General features: G+C 37.3%; 19 protein-coding genes and 1 riboswitch. Of the genes, 17 read left to right on the top strand and 2 right to left on the bottom strand.

Features of this window, described 5'->3' with window-relative positions; genetic code table 11:
• Nucleotides 1–92 precede the first annotated feature (92 nt).
• Together ACUN28_RS03970 and ACUN28_RS03975 are read left to right on the top strand one after the other, a co-directional pair.
• A complete protein-coding gene (locus ACUN28_RS03970) occupies nucleotides 93–1,043 on the top strand; it encodes an L-lactate dehydrogenase (protein WP_016085687.1) in 951 nt (316 codons plus the stop codon).
• A gap of 22 nt (nucleotides 1,044–1,065) precedes the next feature.
• The gene (locus tag ACUN28_RS03975; protein WP_000666176.1) at nucleotides 1,066–2,079 is read left to right on the top strand and encodes a PTS transporter subunit IIC; all 1,014 of its coding nucleotides are present in this window, start codon (nucleotides 1,066–1,068) and stop codon (nucleotides 2,077–2,079) included.
• 55 nt (nucleotides 2,080–2,134) lie between these two features.
• Here the strand turns inward: ACUN28_RS03975 and ACUN28_RS03980 are convergent, their stop codons facing one another.
• Entirely contained in the window at nucleotides 2,135–2,782 is a 648-nt protein-coding gene (locus ACUN28_RS03980; RefSeq protein ID WP_016085688.1) for a phosphatase PAP2 family protein, read from the bottom strand.
• Nucleotides 2,783–2,925: 143 nt separating this feature from the next.
• Between ACUN28_RS03980 and ACUN28_RS03985 the strand changes: the two genes are divergently transcribed.
• The 3 genes from ACUN28_RS03985 (at nucleotide 2,926) to gcvH (ending at nucleotide 4,745) form a co-directional block, all read left to right on the top strand.
• Nucleotides 2,926–3,453 (top strand): hypothetical protein, encoded by a 528-nt coding sequence (locus tag ACUN28_RS03985; protein ID WP_098405046.1) that lies wholly within the window; start codon nucleotides 2,926–2,928, stop codon nucleotides 3,451–3,453.
• Nucleotides 3,454–3,954: 501 nt separating this feature from the next.
• Nucleotides 3,955–4,320: an arsenate reductase family protein gene (locus ACUN28_RS03990; protein WP_000218968.1), complete on the top strand. Its 366-nt coding sequence runs from the start codon at nucleotides 3,955–3,957 to the stop codon at nucleotides 4,318–4,320.
• 41 nt (nucleotides 4,321–4,361) lie between these two features.
• Nucleotides 4,362–4,745, top strand: coding sequence for a glycine cleavage system protein GcvH (gene gcvH / locus ACUN28_RS03995; protein ID WP_000026896.1), 384 nt, complete (start codon nucleotides 4,362–4,364; stop codon nucleotides 4,743–4,745).
• Between the two features lie 131 nt (nucleotides 4,746–4,876).
• Here gcvH and ACUN28_RS04000 read toward each other — a convergent pair whose 3' ends face one another.
• Entirely contained in the window at nucleotides 4,877–5,047 is a 171-nt protein-coding gene (locus ACUN28_RS04000; protein ID WP_176539381.1) for a hypothetical protein, read from the bottom strand.
• 166 nt (nucleotides 5,048–5,213) lie between these two features.
• Between ACUN28_RS04000 and ACUN28_RS04005 the strand changes: the two genes are divergently transcribed.
• From ACUN28_RS04005 to sufB, 12 genes are all read left to right on the top strand, one after another.
• Entirely contained in the window at nucleotides 5,214–5,558 is a 345-nt protein-coding gene (locus ACUN28_RS04005) for a toprim domain-containing protein (RefSeq protein WP_016085690.1), read from the top strand.
• Between the two features lie 3 nt (nucleotides 5,559–5,561).
• A complete protein-coding gene (locus ACUN28_RS04010; RefSeq protein WP_002008881.1) occupies nucleotides 5,562–5,870 on the top strand; it encodes a thioredoxin family protein in 309 nt (102 codons plus the stop codon).
• A gap of 154 nt (nucleotides 5,871–6,024) precedes the next feature.
• Nucleotides 6,025–6,369: a hypothetical protein gene (locus ACUN28_RS04015; RefSeq protein WP_000781217.1), complete on the top strand. Its 345-nt coding sequence runs from the start codon at nucleotides 6,025–6,027 to the stop codon at nucleotides 6,367–6,369.
• 125 nt (nucleotides 6,370–6,494) lie between these two features.
• A riboswitch (SAM riboswitch) is annotated at nucleotides 6,495–6,602 on the top strand.
• A gap of 179 nt (nucleotides 6,603–6,781) precedes the next feature.
• Nucleotides 6,782–7,807, top strand: a complete 1,026-nt coding sequence (locus ACUN28_RS04020) for a methionine ABC transporter ATP-binding protein (protein ID WP_016135954.1) — start codon at nucleotides 6,782–6,784, stop codon at nucleotides 7,805–7,807.
• Nucleotides 7,800–8,465 carry a methionine ABC transporter permease gene (locus ACUN28_RS04025; protein ID WP_016085692.1) on the top strand — a complete coding sequence of 222 codons (666 nt, stop codon included), beginning with the start codon at nucleotides 7,800–7,802 and terminating at the stop codon, nucleotides 8,463–8,465. The genes ACUN28_RS04020 and ACUN28_RS04025 overlap by 8 nt, the downstream gene beginning before the upstream one ends.
• A 23-nt stretch (nucleotides 8,466–8,488) precedes the next feature.
• Nucleotides 8,489–9,301: a methionine ABC transporter substrate-binding lipoprotein MetQ gene (gene metQ, locus ACUN28_RS04030; protein WP_016085693.1), complete on the top strand. Its 813-nt coding sequence runs from the start codon at nucleotides 8,489–8,491 to the stop codon at nucleotides 9,299–9,301.
• Between the two features lie 72 nt (nucleotides 9,302–9,373).
• On the top strand, nucleotides 9,374–10,180 hold the full coding sequence (gene metQ / locus ACUN28_RS04035) for a methionine ABC transporter substrate-binding lipoprotein MetQ (RefSeq protein ID WP_016085694.1): 807 nt from the start codon (nucleotides 9,374–9,376) through the stop codon (nucleotides 10,178–10,180).
• A 238-nt stretch (nucleotides 10,181–10,418) separates the two neighbouring features.
• Nucleotides 10,419–11,204, top strand: coding sequence for a Fe-S cluster assembly ATPase SufC (gene sufC / locus ACUN28_RS04040; RefSeq protein WP_000929163.1), 786 nt, complete (start codon nucleotides 10,419–10,421; stop codon nucleotides 11,202–11,204).
• A 15-nt stretch (nucleotides 11,205–11,219) separates the two neighbouring features.
• Entirely contained in the window at nucleotides 11,220–12,512 is a 1,293-nt protein-coding gene (sufD, locus tag ACUN28_RS04045) for a Fe-S cluster assembly protein SufD (protein WP_000152177.1), read from the top strand.
• Nucleotides 12,512–13,732, top strand: coding sequence for a cysteine desulfurase SufS (sufS, locus tag ACUN28_RS04050; RefSeq protein ID WP_001020769.1), 1,221 nt, complete (start codon nucleotides 12,512–12,514; stop codon nucleotides 13,730–13,732). Before sufD ends, sufS begins: the two co-directional genes overlap by 1 nt.
• Nucleotides 13,722–14,153 (top strand): Fe-S cluster assembly sulfur transfer protein SufU, encoded by a 432-nt coding sequence (gene sufU, locus ACUN28_RS04055; protein WP_000009523.1) that lies wholly within the window; start codon nucleotides 13,722–13,724, stop codon nucleotides 14,151–14,153. The genes sufS and sufU overlap by 11 nt, the downstream gene beginning before the upstream one ends.
• Before the next feature lie 48 nt (nucleotides 14,154–14,201).
• Nucleotides 14,202–15,599: a Fe-S cluster assembly protein SufB gene (gene sufB / locus ACUN28_RS04060; RefSeq protein WP_001118824.1), complete on the top strand. Its 1,398-nt coding sequence runs from the start codon at nucleotides 14,202–14,204 to the stop codon at nucleotides 15,597–15,599.
• The last annotated feature ends 431 nt before the right edge of the window (nucleotides 15,600–16,030 follow it).

Genomic DNA, 16,030 nt, shown 5'->3' on the forward strand with positions numbered 1-16,030 from the left:
AAGTATCCATGGTTTCTATCGTGGGAATCTCTATAATTAGGAGTGTAAAGAACAAAAGAAATAGATTATATGATCAATTAGGAGAGATTGCTATGAAAAGAAATACAAGAAAAATTGCAATTATCGGTACTGGATTAGTTGGATCAAGTTGTGCATATTCCATTGTAAATCAAGGCATTTGCGAAGAACTATTATTAATTGATATAAATCATGAACGTGCAGTTGGGGAAGCAATGGATTTATCACACTGCATTAACTTTACAAATACAAGAACAAAAGTATATGCAGGAAGCTATGAAGACTGCAAAGATATGGATATCGTTATTATTACAGCAGGACCAGCACCAAAACCTGGACAAAGTCGCTTAGATACTTTAGGAGCGAGCGCTAAGATTATGGAAAGTATTGTTGGCGGCGTAATGGAAAGTGGATTTGATGGTATTTTCTTACTTGCATCGAACCCAGTTGATATTATTACATATCAAGTGTGGAAATTATCTGGATTACCTAGAAATCGTGTGATCGGTACTGGTACATCACTAGATTCTTCTCGCTTACGAACAATTTTATCTGAAATGTTACATGTAGATCCTCGTAGTATTCATGGGTATTCTCTAGGAGAACATGGTGATTCTCAAATGGTTGCTTGGTCTCACGTAACTGTTGGTGGAAAGCCGATTCTACAAATTTTAGAGGAGAAAAAAGACCAATTTGGTGAAATAGATTTAGATGAAATTGTTGAGAAGACTGCAAAAGCTGGATGGGAAATTTATAAACGAAAAGGTACTACTTATTACGGAATCGGAAATTCTCTAGCGTATATTGCGAGCTCAATCTTTAATGATGATCACCGTGTAATTGCTGTATCAGCCATTTTAGATGGTGAGTACGGTGAATATGATATTTGTACAGGAGTACCAGCTATTATTACTAGAGATGGTATGAAAGAAATTGTAGAACTAAATTTAACAGAGGATGAAGAATCTCGATTCGCAAAATCAAACGATATGTTACGTGATTATATGAAAACAATTGGTTACTAACTTATAGGAGAAGGTGAAACAAATGAAGGAATATATAATGTCTCGTGTATTTAAAGCATCAGCTGGAATCGCACAAGGTATTTTCGTATCCCTTGGAATTGGTTTACTAATCGAAAATATAGGAAGAATTGTTGATATTCCATTGCTTATTACAATCGGAGTTGTTGCAAAATCACTTATGGCACCAGCCATTGGTGCCGGAATTGCTTTTATGCTCGGTGCAAACGGTCTTGTAATCTTCTCGGCTATGGTAGCTGGAGCAATTGGTGCCGGATCCATTTCAATTACTGAAGCAGGCCTAATCATTAAAACAGGTGAGCCAATCGGTGCATTATTAACAGCGACTTTAGCTGTATATATTGGTAAACGTTTAAGTGGAAAAACTGCGTTAGATATGATGCTCGTTCCATTTGCGGCCATATTAGGTTCTGGTTTAGTCGGTATTTGGTTGTCTCATAATATTACTCCTGTGTTAAACACAGTTGGAGCGTTTATTAAAGATAGTTCAGCTGGTAGCCCGTTTATCGCTTCTATCGTCATTGCAGTCGTTTGGGGACTATTACTCATCTCTCCAGCTTCATCAGCTGCGTTAGCGATCGCACTTAGCTTAGACGGTGTTGCAGGCGGTGCTGCTCTTGCTGGATGTGTAGCTCAGTTTATCGGATTCTCTGTCATCTCAGCGAAAGAAAATAATTTAGGTGGTATATTAGCTCAAGCTCTTTGTACTCCGAAAGTACAGTTGCCAAATATCACTAAAAATCCAATGATTCTCGTCCCAACAGTCGTCGCCAGTGCTATAGTTGGTCCTGTATCAGCATTAATTTTCCAACTGGAAGCAGGAAAAGAAATTGCAGGTCTTGGATTAAGTTCTCTTATCGCACCAATTAATTTAATTTCCAGCGAAGGATGGGAAGTTGTCCCAGCGATGGTAATCACTTATATCATCATTCCAGTAGCTGTTTCTTATATACTTTACATTGCTCTTAAAAAAGCAGGTCGTATTCACTCTGGTGATATGACTGTACCGCAATCTTAAATTGAAAATCTCCTTTTATATAGAGAAAAGCAGACTGGAAGCCACAGTCTGCTTTTTACATTTTTTGATTTTGTTTTACTGGAACACGTACGGTTTCTTTTGCTAATAAAAGCTGAACGCCGAAGTAAAGTATGCTTGCAAGCGTCATTCCAGAAATGGCGTCTACAAATGCGTGTTGCTTCGTAAATAGCGTTGATAAAATAATAAGCGTACCGAAGAACGTAAGGATATAATATTCAAAAGCATGTTGTTCTCTACGTTTAAAGGCAGCTAGCATAATGACAAAAGTAGTAAGAACATGAATGCTAGGGAAACAGTTTACTGGTTGATCGATACTATAAATATAGCGAACTAGTTCGGAAAATACGTCTGATCCAACGACTGTTGGACGTGGTACAGTTGTCTGCCAAAAATAATAAATAGAAAAACAAGCAAGTTTTCCAAGAATGATACTACTTAAAGTGACATAATATTGTTTTCGATTCGCAAAGCAGTAATAAATAAGTGCGCCGTATAAGTAAGGAAACCAAAGTAAATAAGGAATAATAAATGCTTTCACAAATGGAATCCAATCATCTACTACAGTTGTGACATCTACTGCGTGTACAGTCGATTTATTTAATACATCGTAAAGGGGACTTACGAGTACGAGTAGAAGTATATAACTTAACGGAAGAAAAGATGAAAGTTTAAATTTCTTCATGATAATCTCCTATGTTTAGTAATGTAAGTAAATTCAATTGATTATAATATAGAAACGTAATTTGAGCTATCGATTTTACTTACATTTTCTTGAATTCGCCTTACGTTTTTGTCACTTGACTGAAAAGAAGGGGAGGGTGCTAAATGAAGCGTTTATCGTATTTCTTATTTTTTATATTGATATGCCTAGTAGGTGCTGGGTGTGCAAAGGATAAAGAAGGAGAGAAATTAGAATATAACGGAAGAGCACTCGTAATTGGAGTTATTGGAGAAAAGCCGAAAGATACGTTTAGGAATATAAAGTTTGAGGAAATGAAGTTAGAGGAACTGGAAAAGGAATCTAAGGAAGTGGATGGTTTTCTAATAATGAAAGATCACTTTCAAGAAGCCTCAACAGATCAGTATAAAAATGTATTTTCATCGCTAAAGAAACCAGTGTTTTTTATCGGTTTACAAGATAAATCATATTCAATTTTTACTACAAAAGGGATAGAGTATAACAGTGCAAGAAAAGATGTAAATGCTATGTATACGCAAGGGTTTGCAAACATTGGAAGTGGTGAGGGGCAACAATGGGCAGTTGGTTTGTCCAATGGTGGAAATACTGAAGAAAGTATTCATAATATGTATACCGTAGTATTTCAAACAATTGCAGATTATTTGAATAGATGATGAAGGAGCCTGTAAACGAGGCTTCTTATTTTTTAAATAAACGTTTGTTTAAGATGTATGTTCGGTAGGAAGAAATCGATGTAGCACAAGGGTTAACAAAGAAAAAATGAGAATTAATCAAACGTTTGTTTAAGATGTATGTTCGGTAGGAAGAAAGCAATGCAGCTCAAGGGCTAACAAAGAAAAATGGGAATTAATCAAACGTTTGTTTAAGATGTATGTTCGGTAGGAAGAAACTGATACAGCTCAAGGGCTAACAAAGAAATATAAGGAGTTAATCAAACGTTAGTTTAAGATATATGTTCGGCGAAGGATGAGGGAAGAATCTAAAAAAATTATATATTTATTTTTTTCTTAACAAATGGCGGAAAAATAAGAAAAATTTGCAGGATTATTAAAAATTATCACGAAATAAGTAAAAGTTTAGCGAATAATCGTTTGAAATAATAAAACGTTTTCTATATGATAAAGGTAAAGGTTAGTAAAAAAGTAGGTGAATTTATGACAGTAACATTTTATTCATATCCAAAGTGTGGCACATGTCAAAAAGCAAAGAAATGGTTTGAGGCAAACGATGTAGCATATGAGATGATTCATATTGTTGAAAATCCACCATCAAAAGAAGATTTACGTAATTTACATGAAAAAAGTGAATTACCATTGAAAAAATTCTTTAATACAAGTGGAATGCGTTACCGTGAACTTGGTCTGAAAGATAAGTTAAAAGATGCGAGCGAAGACGAAATGTATGAGCTTTTAGCATCTGATGGCATGTTGATTAAGCGTCCAATTGTAACAGATGGAACGAATGTAACACTTGGTTTTAACGAAGAGCAGTTTGAAAGTGTGTGGAAAAAGTACCAATAAGGTATTTTTACATAATTAATACATTCACTGGAGGTACAGTCATGAGCATTCCAAATAATTTACGTTACTCTGAAGAACACGAATGGGTAAAAACTGAAGGTAATGAAGTTGTTATCGGTATTACTCACTTTGCACAAGGTGAGCTAGGCGATATCGTATTCGTTGAACTTCCTGAAGTAGGTGCAACAATCGAAGCTGACGAGCCATTCGGAAGCGTAGAATCTGTTAAAACAGTTTCTGAGTTATACGCTCCTGTAAGCGGTAAAGTTGTAGCAGTAAACGAAGAATTAAGTGACCAACCAGAACTTGTTAACGAATCTCCATACGAGGGTGCATGGATGGTTAAAGTTGAACTTTCTGATGCAAGCCAAGTTGAGAAGTTATTAACTGCAGAAAAATATGCAGAAATGACAAACCAAGACTAATTATAGTCGACTAAAGGACAGCCTTTGTGCTGTCCTTTTTTATTTTGGGTTAAATAATGAATGTAGAATCATATACTAATTATTGTGTAGGAGAACGTTTTCTGAAAAAACTTTTTCGCTTGTGCTTTTCATTATGATCCAGCTCCAGCGGCTAGATTGTTTGGTGGCTTCACTTCTTCCTGCAAGGCAAAAAGCGCCTTTACGTCAGAAGCTCCATCCCCCTCACAATCTGAACGAGCCGCTTGTGCTTTTCTTTGTCTAGCTCCACCTCCTAGCCCTTCATGTCTAAGAACCTCCCGCACGAGAAGACAAAAAGCGTCTTCTGTACGAAAGAACCTTAGCCAACAGGGCTGAACAGTCGGCTCCGCTTTTCTTTTGCAAAAATAAACAGGAAACAACATGAAAATAACGAATATACTATATACTAAGTTAAAGGTTGTATAGTATATGGTGATCGGGTGATGACATATGATTTATGTGGAAAAAGTCATTATTGTAGAAGGTAAATCAGATAGGAGAAAGATTGAATCTATTATTCGTGAACCGGTGGAAATTGTTTGTACAAATGGTACAATTGGTTTGTCGAAAATGGATGAGCTCATTGATCAGCTTTTTGATAAGGAAGTATATGTGCTAGTGGATGCTGATGATGCTGGAGAAAAGTTAAGGAAACAATTTCGAAAAGAATTTCCGCAAGCAGAGCATATTTATATTGATCGCTCGTACCGGGAAGTGGCAACCGCGCCATCTTCACACTTAGCAAATGTATTATGGGGAGCTGACATTGACGTTTATACAGAATATTTACGGTAAGGAATGATAGAAGTGATTGACTGGACAGGAGCCGAAGCAACAGCCCTAATAGAGAATGAAGAAAAAACAGTGTTATATGTATATACTCCAATGTGTGGAACATGCCAATTAGCAAAAAAGATGTTAACAGTCGTTGAGATGACAATTGAAGACTTGAAAATTGGAATGTTAGATTTAAATTATGCTCCGCATTTAGCGAAAGAGTATGGAATCGAAAGTGTACCGTGTTTACTTGTTTTTGAAAATGGGACACTCATGAAGAAGATATATGCATTTCATTCGGTTGAATATTTATATACGGAATTAAAGTAGGCGGCAAAGTTTTTGCCGCCTCGACATATTTCTTGGGAAATATGTCGAGATGCAGGGTGGTTACAGTATTTGTCGAGCGAAAGTAACAGGATTGCTCTTTAGTGAGAGGGAATGGTATGTGTAATAGAAAGTGATATGAAGGATGTGATTTAGGGTGAAATTATATTCTTTGCTGCAATCATTTGTAAATTACGCTAATGGTCAATATCATTTAGAGCCGCTTTTAAGACAAGGAGAAAAAACTGTTAATTTTCGCTTTGGAGATGAAAGTTGTTCGTTACAAATTTCAAGAGATTATATAGAGCTGCTACATGAGGAAAGAGGAACGGAGCAAATCGTTTGTGTTGATGAAGAAGATGTAAAACAATTGGTGAACGGCAATGTACGATTGCAAATGTTAATGAACGATGGACGTGTACAATATTCGGGAACGTATCGAACGATGCTATTAGTTGAATCGATGTTTCATATATGTAAACCGATGTCAGTAGGTGCTTAAAATTCTGAAGTTTCATTTTTTGCGAAAATTTCTGTTGACATGGTGTATGGATATTGATACAATTCAATTCATAAAATATAGACAATTTCATAAATTACAAATCAGACGAAAATGTAATCTGATTTCTCTTATCAAGAGAGGTGGAGGGACTGTGCCCTGTGAAGCCCGGCAACCGTCAACTTATGTTGAAATGGTGCCAATTCCTGCAAAGCAAATGCTTTGAGAGATGAGAGAGAGGGATAATGTTGTTATATACGCATATAAACCTTTCTGCTTCTCTAAAGCGGAAAGGTTTTTTTGTTGTTTGAATGTGGAGGACATTCAAATAATAAAAGTAATGATAACGGTGGACTACACGCATTAAACATAAAAAATTGCGGAGTCGATCCAAATAAAAAAGGGGTGATACACCATGATTCTATTAGAGAATGTAAAGAAAATATATAAAGCAAAAAGCGGTGATGTCACTGCTGTAGATAACGCCAATTTAAAAATAGAGAAAGGCGAAATATTTGGTGTTATCGGATATAGTGGTGCTGGGAAAAGTTCGTTAATCAGATTATTCAATCAGCTAGAGAAACCAACTTCAGGACAAATTACAATTGCAAATCGTGTCATTTCAGCCATTACAGGAAGCGAACTTCGTAAGGCAAGGCAAGAGATCGGAATGATTTTTCAGCACTTCAACTTACTTTGGTCACGAACCGTACGTGAAAATATCGAGTTCCCACTTGAAATTGCAGGAGTCGATAAGGCGGTGAGAAGAAAACGTGTTGACGAGTTAATTCACCTTGTTGGATTAGAAGGAAGAGGAGACGCGTATCCATCCCAGCTAAGCGGAGGACAAAAGCAACGCGTTGGGATTGCAAGAGCGTTAGCTAATAACCCACAAGTACTTTTATGTGATGAAGCAACGTCAGCTCTTGATCCAGAAACGACAGATCAAATTTTAGATTTATTATTAGATATTAATAAGCGTCTCGGTTTAACAATTGTACTCATTACACACGAGATGCACGTGATTCGAAAGATTTGTAATCGTGTTGCGGTAATGGAGAAAGGAAAGATTGTAGAAACAGGTCCAGTACTTGATGTATTCCGTAATCCACAGAAAGATATTACAAAACGATTTGTACAGCAGTTAACGGATTCTGAAGATACAAATGAAACGATTGAAAGTTTAATTGAAAAGTATCCAGATGGTAAAGTAATTCGTTTGCAGTTTATCGGTGAGGCTGTAGAAAGACCAGTACTTCAAAGATTGATGCAACGCAGTGATATAGAAGTTAGCATTTTGCAAGGGAATATCGCACAAACGAATAATGGTTCTTACGGTAGTTTAGTTGTTCATTTAAATGGTGAGGAAACAGCGATTCAGCAAGCAATAGAGGGAATACATCAAGATCAAGTAGAGCTGGAGGTGATTGCACATGGATAAGTTACTCACAAATGTTGATTGGAATCAAATGTTAGAAGCAACTGGTGAAACGTTATATATGACGGCAATCGCCGCTCTTGCAACATTTGTTTTAGGACTAATTTTAGGATTGTTACTCTTTATGACAGCGAAAGATAATATATGGGAAAACAAAGCGGTTAACACGGCAATTGGAGCGTTCGTAAACATTTTCCGCTCGATACCGTTCATTATTTTAATCATTTTATTAATCCCATTCACAAAGATTCTGCTTGGAACAATTCTTGGAGCGAGTGCAGCACTTCCAGCTTTAATTATTGGAGCGGCACCATTTTACGCGAGAATGGTTGAAATCGCACTTCGTGAAATTGATAAAGGTGTAATTGAAGCTTCGAAAGCGATGGGAGCAAAAACAAGCACAATTATTTTGAAAGTGTTAATTCCAGAATCGTTACCAGCGTTAGTATCTGGTATTACGGTTACGACAATTGCGTTAGTAGGCTATACAGCAATGGCGGGAGTTGTTGGTGCTGGTGGTCTTGGAACACTTGCTTATTTAGAAGGATTCCAACGAGGAAATAACGATGTAACAATCGTTGCGACAATTTGTGTATTACTAGTTGTATTTTTCATTCAGTGGATTGGTGATCGTGTAACGACTCGAATAGATAAACGATAATAAAAAACGGGAGGATGTTTCAAATGAAAAAATTATTACTTACAGCACTTATTTCAACTTCAATTTTTGGGTTAGCTGCTTGTGGCGGGAAAGATAAAGATGAAAAGAAACTAGTTGTGGGGGCTTCTAATGTGCCGCATGCGGTTATTTTAGAAAAGGCTAAACCTTTATTAGAGAAAAAAGGAATTGAGTTAGAAATTAAAAAATTCCAAGACTACGTATTACCAAATAAATCGTTAGCGGATAAGGATTTAGATGCAAACTACTTCCAGCACATTCCGTATTTGGAAAAAGAAATTAAGGATAAAAAATATGATTTTGAAATAGCAGGGAAAATTCATTTAGAGCCAATTGGTGTATATTCTCAAAAATATAAGAGCTTAAAAGAACTTCCAGACGGGGCGACAATTATTATGAGTAATTCCGTTACTGACCATGGACGTGGTTTAGCAATTTTACAAAAAGAAGGCATTTTAAAAATTAAAGACGGAGTAGATCCAGTTAGTGCAACTCCAAAAGATATTGCAGATAATCCGAAAAACTTAAAGTTCAAAACGGATATTGAGCCTGGTTTGTTACCACAAGTGTATAACAATAAAGAAGGAGACGCTGTTTTAATTAACTCGAACTATGCAATTGATGCGAAATTAAACCCAGAAAAAGATGCGATTGCAATTGAAGGTGATGATTCTCCATACGCAAACGTATTAGTAGTTCGTAAAGGTGATAAAGATAAAAAAGCGATTAAAGAACTTGTAGAAGTATTGCATTCTAAAGAAATCGAAGACTTTATTACTAAAGAATATAAAGGAGCGGTTGTTCCTGTAAAAGAATAATTGCTGAAAAGGGCTGGTGTATGCCGGCCCTTTTTTCTAACTACATAACTATTGGGGAGAAGGGGACATCATATGAAAAAGATTCTACTGTCAGTTGTTACAGCGCTATCTGTATTTACATTAGCTGCTTGCGGGGGGAAAGATGAGAATAAGCTTGTTGTTGGAGCTTCTAACGTGCCGCACGCTGTTATTTTAGAAAAAGCACAGCCAATATTAGAGAAAAAGGGTATTAAATTAGAAATTAAAAAATTCCAAGACTATGTGTTACCGAATAAAGCGTTAGCGGATAAAGAAATTGATGCGAACTATTTTCAGCACATTCCGTATTTAAATAAAGAAATTCAAGAAAAAGGATATAAAATTGTAAACGCAGGAAAAATCCATTTAGAGCCAATGGGTATCTATTCTAAGAAATATAAAAGCTTAAAAGACTTGCCAGATGGCGGGACAGTTATTATGAGTAATAACGTAGCGGAGCGTGGCCGTATGTTAGCACTGTTACAAAAAGGCGGCGTGATTAAATTAAAAGACGGTGTAGATGTTGTTAAAGCAACAGTAAAAGATGTTGTAGAAAATCCGAAAAACTTAAAATTTAAAACAGATGTAGAGCCTGGATTGTCACCAAAGCTGTATGAAAATAATGAAGGTGATGCTCTATTTATTAATTCAAACTACGCAATTGACGCGAAATTAAATCCAACAAAAGATGCAATTGCGATTGAAGGATCAGATTCTCCGTATGCAAATATTATTGCAGTTCGTAAAGGTGACGAGAAGAAAAAAGAAATTAAAGAGCTAGTAGAAGTACTGCATTCAAAAGAAATTCAAGATTTTATTACTAAAGAATATAAAGGTGCTGTACTTCCGGTAAGTGAATAAGTATAAGGAAAGGACTGGAAAATTCCCAGTCCTTTTTTCTTTATATAAATAAGAAGAAAGGTGTATCATATAAGGATGCAAGGGAAATACTTATATACATTTGTGAAAAAATTGTTACATTTTTTCATCGTTTGCGATATCATTTTATTTGATATAAGATTAGAATGAGAATAAAATGAGAATATGAACGTTTTAGTAATTTTTAAAATGTATATATAGGATTAATGGAGGTATTGAGATGGCTGGTTCTACATTAACGGTTAAAGACTTACACGTATCAATTGATGGCAAAGAAATTTTAAAAGGTGTAAACCTTGAAGTAAAGGGTGGAGAAATCCACGCAATTATGGGACCTAACGGAACAGGTAAATCAACTTTATCTTCTGCGATTATGGGTCACCCAAAGTATGAAGTAACAGAAGGTAGCATCATCATCGACGGTGAAGATGTATTAGAAATGGAAGTAGATGAGCGCGCACAAGCCGGTCTATTCCTAGCAATGCAATATCCAAGTGAAATTAGCGGAGTAACAAACGCTGACTTCTTACGTTCTGCAATTAACGCACGTCGTGAAGAAGGCGATGAAATTTCTCTTATGAAATTTATCCGTACATTAGATAAAAACATGGAATTCCTAGAAATGGATCCAGAAATGGCACAACGTTACTTAAACGAAGGTTTCTCTGGCGGTGAGAAAAAACGTAACGAAATTCTTCAATTAATGATGATTGAGCCAAAAATCGCAATCTTAGACGAAATCGACTCTGGTCTTGATATCGATGCATTAAAAGTTGTATCTAAAGGTATTAACCAAATGCGCGGCGAAGAGTTCGGTTGCCTAATGATTACGCATTACCAACGCTTATTAAACTACATCACTCCAGACTTCGTTCACGTTATGATGAACGGTCGTATCGTTAAATCTGGTGGTCCTGAGCTTGCACAACGTCTAGAAGCTGAAGGTTACGACTGGATTAAAAAAGAATTAGGTATTGAAGACGAAACAACAGAGCAAGAAGCGTAAGAGAGGAGCATAAACATGACAATCGGTACATTACCTTTCGATCAAGAAACAATCCGTCAACGCGCAAGCGAAGTAAACGAAGCTGCTTGGTTGACTGAGTTCCGCTTACAAGCTCTTGCACAAGCAACTGAACTTCCAATGCCAACGCCTGATAAAACGAAAATTGAAAAATGGGACTTTATCGGAAAAGGCGACGCTGCTAAGCAAGAGCCTGTAAGTTCTTTAACAGAGCTTCCAGAAGCAGTGAAAAACTTAATCGATGAAAATAACAGCGTATTAGTACAACGCACTGGTACAACTGCATTCGTTTCTTTAGCAGACGAAGCAAAAGAAAAAGGTGTTATTTTTACAGACATCGTAACAGCTGCAACAGAGCATGCTGAACTATTACAAAAGTATTTAATGAAAGACGGCGTGAAGGTAGACGAGCATCGTTTAACTGCACTTCATGCTGCATTAATCAACGGCGGTGCATTTGTATATGTTCCGAAAAACGTTGTTCTTGAAACTCCACTTCAAGCTGTATTCTTAGTAGACGGCGAAGAAGCTAACGTATATAACCACGTATTATTCGTAGCTGATGCGAACAGTACTGCAACTTATGTAGAAAACTACGTTGCAAATGAAAATGCTAAAGGTATTGCAAATATCGTAGCAGAAGTAATCGTGGAACAAGGCGCACAAGTGAAATTCGGTGCGGTTGATCTATTAGCAAAAGACGTAACAACTTACGTTAACCGCCGCGGTGTTGTTGGACGCGACGGCCGCATTGATTGGGCTCTAGGTCTTATGAATGACGGAAACACAATTTCAGAGAACGTTACGAACTTAATGGGCGACGGATCATATGCTGATACGAAAACAGTAACAATTGGCCGTGGTAACCAAACACAAAACTTTACAACTAAAGTTGTTCACTTCGGTAAACACTCTGAAGGTTGGATCTTAAAGCACGGTGTACAAAAAGATAGTGCAACATCTATCTTTAACGGAATTGGTAAGATTGAACACGGTGCATCTAAATCAAATGCACAACAATCTTCTCGCGTTCTTATGTTAGACGAGAAAGCTCGCGGTGACGCAAACCCAATTCTTCTAATTGATGAAGATGATGTAATGGCAGGTCACGCAGCTTCAGTAGGCCGCGTAGATCCGTACCAATTATACTACTTGATGAGCCGTGGTATTCCAAAACGCGAAGCAGAACGTTTAGTCATCCATGGATTCTTAGCACCTGTAGTAAATGAGCTTCCAATTGAAGGAGTAAAAGCACAGCTTGTTGAGGTAATTGAAAGGAAAGTTCGCTAATGAATATTCATGAAATACGCAAACAGTTTCCAATTCTTGATCAAAAAGTGAACGGCAAACAACTTGTTTATTTCGATAGTGCAGCAACTTCTCAAAAACCAATTCAAGTCATTGAAACGTTAGAACGTTACTATAAAGAATATAATTCTAACGTGCATCGCGGTGTTCATACGCTCGGTACGAAAGCTACCGACGCGTATGAAGGTGCACGTGAGAAAGTTCGCAAGTTTATTAACGCGAAATCAATGGAAGAGATTATTTTCACGCGCGGAACGACAACTGCATTAAATACAGTAGCGGCTAGCTATGGTCTTGAAAATGTAAAAGAAGGCGATGAAATCGTTATTTCTTACATGGAGCACCATAGTAACATCATTCCGTGGCAGCAAGTTGCGAAGAAAACGGGTGCAACTTTAAAATACCTTCCGCTTCAACCAGACGGTACAATTTCTTTAGAAGATGTTCGTCAAACAGTTACACCGAATACAAAAATCGTTTCTATTATGCAAGTATCAAACGTACTTGGAACGATTAACCCTGTAAAAGAAATCGGAGCAATCGCACACGAAAACGGTGCAATTATGGTCGTTGACGGTGCACAAAGTACACCTCATATGAAAGTAGATGTACAAGATTTAAACTGTGATTTCTACGCATTATCTGCTCATAAGATGTGCGGACCTACAGGTATCGGCGTATTATATGGCAAGAAAGAATTGCTAAACAATATGGAGCCAATTGAATTTGGTGGTGAAATGATCGATTTCGTAGATTTACAAGAATCTACGTGGAAAGAGCTTCCGTGGAAGTTTGAAGCGGGTACACCGATTATCGGTAATGCAATCGGACTTGGTGCGGCAATTGATTTCCTAGAAGAAATCGGTCTTCATAATATTGAAAAGCATGAGCATGAATTAGCGCAATACGCTTTAGAAAGACTATCAGAAGTAGATGGCGTTACAATTTATGGTCCAAAGCATCGCGCTGGTCTTGTTACATTTAATATTGAAGACGTACATCCTCACGATGTAGCAACTGTATTAGATGTAGAAGGCATTGCAGTTCGCGCAGGACACCACTGTGCACAACCGCTTATGAAGTGGCTAAAAGCTTCTTCAACAGCACGTGCGAGCTTCTATTTATATAATACAAAAGAAGAAATTGATACATTTGTTGAATCGCTAATCAAGACAAAGGAGTATTTCACAAATGTCATTTAATAATTTAGATACGTTATACCGTCAAGTTATTATGGATCATTATAAGAATCCTCGTAACCATGGCGTGTTAGAAGATAGTGTTACCGTTAACTTGAACAATCCAACTTGCGGCGATCGTATTCAACTTACGATGAAAGTAGAAGAGGGGATTGTACAAGAGGCGAAGTTTGAAGGCGAAGGATGTTCTATCTCAATGTCTTCAGCTTCAATGATGACACAAGCAGTAAAAGGAAAGAAAATTGAAGAAGCACTTCAGCTTTCGAAAATTTTCTCTGACATGATGCTAGGAAAAGAGTACGATGACAGCATCGATTTAGGAGATATTGAAGCATTACAAGGCGTATGCAAGTTCCCTGCACGTATTAAATGTGCAACATTAGCGTGGAAAGCGTTAGAAAAGGGCTTAAACGAAGATAAGTAATGTTAAAGGTTCCTAAAAACGAGGTTATCTAAGGAGGGACACACCAACATGGCGAAGCAACTGCCAGATATCGGCGATTATAAATATGGTTTCAAAGACAAAGACGTTTCGATTTTCCGTGCTGGACGCGGTTTAACAAAAGAGATCGTTGAAGAGATTTCACGTATGAAAGAAGAACCACAGTGGATGTTAGACTTCCGTTTAAAATCACTGGATAAGTTCTATGAAATGCCAATGCCACAATGGGGCGGCGACTTAAACGACTTAGATTTCGATGAAATTACGTACTACGTAAAACCATCTGAGAAATCTGAGAAGTCTTGGGATGAAGTACCTGATGAAATTAAAGCGACATTTGATAAATTAGGTATTCCAGAAGCTGAGCAAAAATATTTAGCTGGTGTATCTGCACAGTACGAATCTGAAGTTGTATACCACAACATGAAAGAAGACCTAGAAGCTCTAGGAATCGTCTTCAAAGATACAGATAGCGCATTAAAAGAGAACGAAGATATTTTCCGTGAGCATTTCGGAAAAGTAATCCCACCAACAGACAACAAATTCTCTGCATTAAACTCTGCAGTTTGGTCTGGTGGATCATTCATCTACGTTCCAAAAGGTATTAAAGTGGATACACCACTTCAAGCGTATTTCCGTATTAACTCTGAAAATATGGGACAATTCGAGCGTACGCTTATCATCGTAGACGAAGGCGCACACGTACACTACGTAGAAGGTTGTACAGCACCTGTTTACACAACTAACTCACTTCATAGTGCGGTAGTAGAAATCATCATTAAGAAAGATGCTTATTGCCGTTACACTACAATCCAAAACTGGGCGAACAACGTATACAACCTAGTTACAAAACGTGCGGTTTGTGAAGAAAACGCAACGATGGAATGGATTGACGGTAACATCGGATCTAAATTAACGATGAAATACCCAGCAGTTATCTTAAAAGGCGAAGGCGCTCGTGGTTTAACATTATCTATCGCGATTGCTGGTAAAGGCCAACACCAAGATGCTGGTGCGAAAATGATTCACTTAGCACCAAACACGTCTTCAACAATCGTTTCTAAATCGATTGCGAAGCATGGTGGTAAAGTAACTTACCGTGGTATCGTACACTTCGGACCAAAAGCGAAAAACTCTCGCTCTAACATCGAGTGCGACACGTTAATCATGGATAACCAATCTACATCTGATACAATTCCTTATAACGAAATCAAAAACGATTACGTTTCACTTGAGCATGAAGCGAAAGTATCGAAAGTATCAGAAGAACAATTATTCTACCTAATGAGCCGCGGTATTTCTGAGCAAGAAGCTACAGAAATGATCGTAATGGGCTTCATCGAGCCATTCACTCGCGAACTTCCAATGGAATACGCAGTTGAAATGAACCGCCTAATCAAGTTTGAGATGGAAGGTTCTATTGGTTAAATAGAAATGAGGAAGCGTCCTGCTATGCAGGGCGCTTTTTTTATGTTGTGTGGGTTCGGATTGGATCGGGAGGGCGGATACCCAGGTGGGTGTTCAGCTAAATATATCAACGATTTTTCAAATATATCGATCATAAACGGGAATATATCAACGATTATTTCAATATATCAACGCTTCGACAAGGGATATCGATTTACCAACAAATTACGACAAAAGAAACACCTCATATACCCCTCAACATGCGAAAATAGGAGAGGAGCACCTATATGACTAGAAGCAAGGCAAAGATACTGACAAATCCACAGAAGAATCCACAGAAGAATCTCCCAACAAACTCCCTGAAAAATCTCCCTCAAACTAATCAACAGATTAGAAAAAGTAATATAAGATTTCTCACATTAAAAGGACAATCTTTTGCTTTTTCTCATAAT

It is taken from the genome of Bacillus sp. WC2507 (assembly GCF_052656125.1).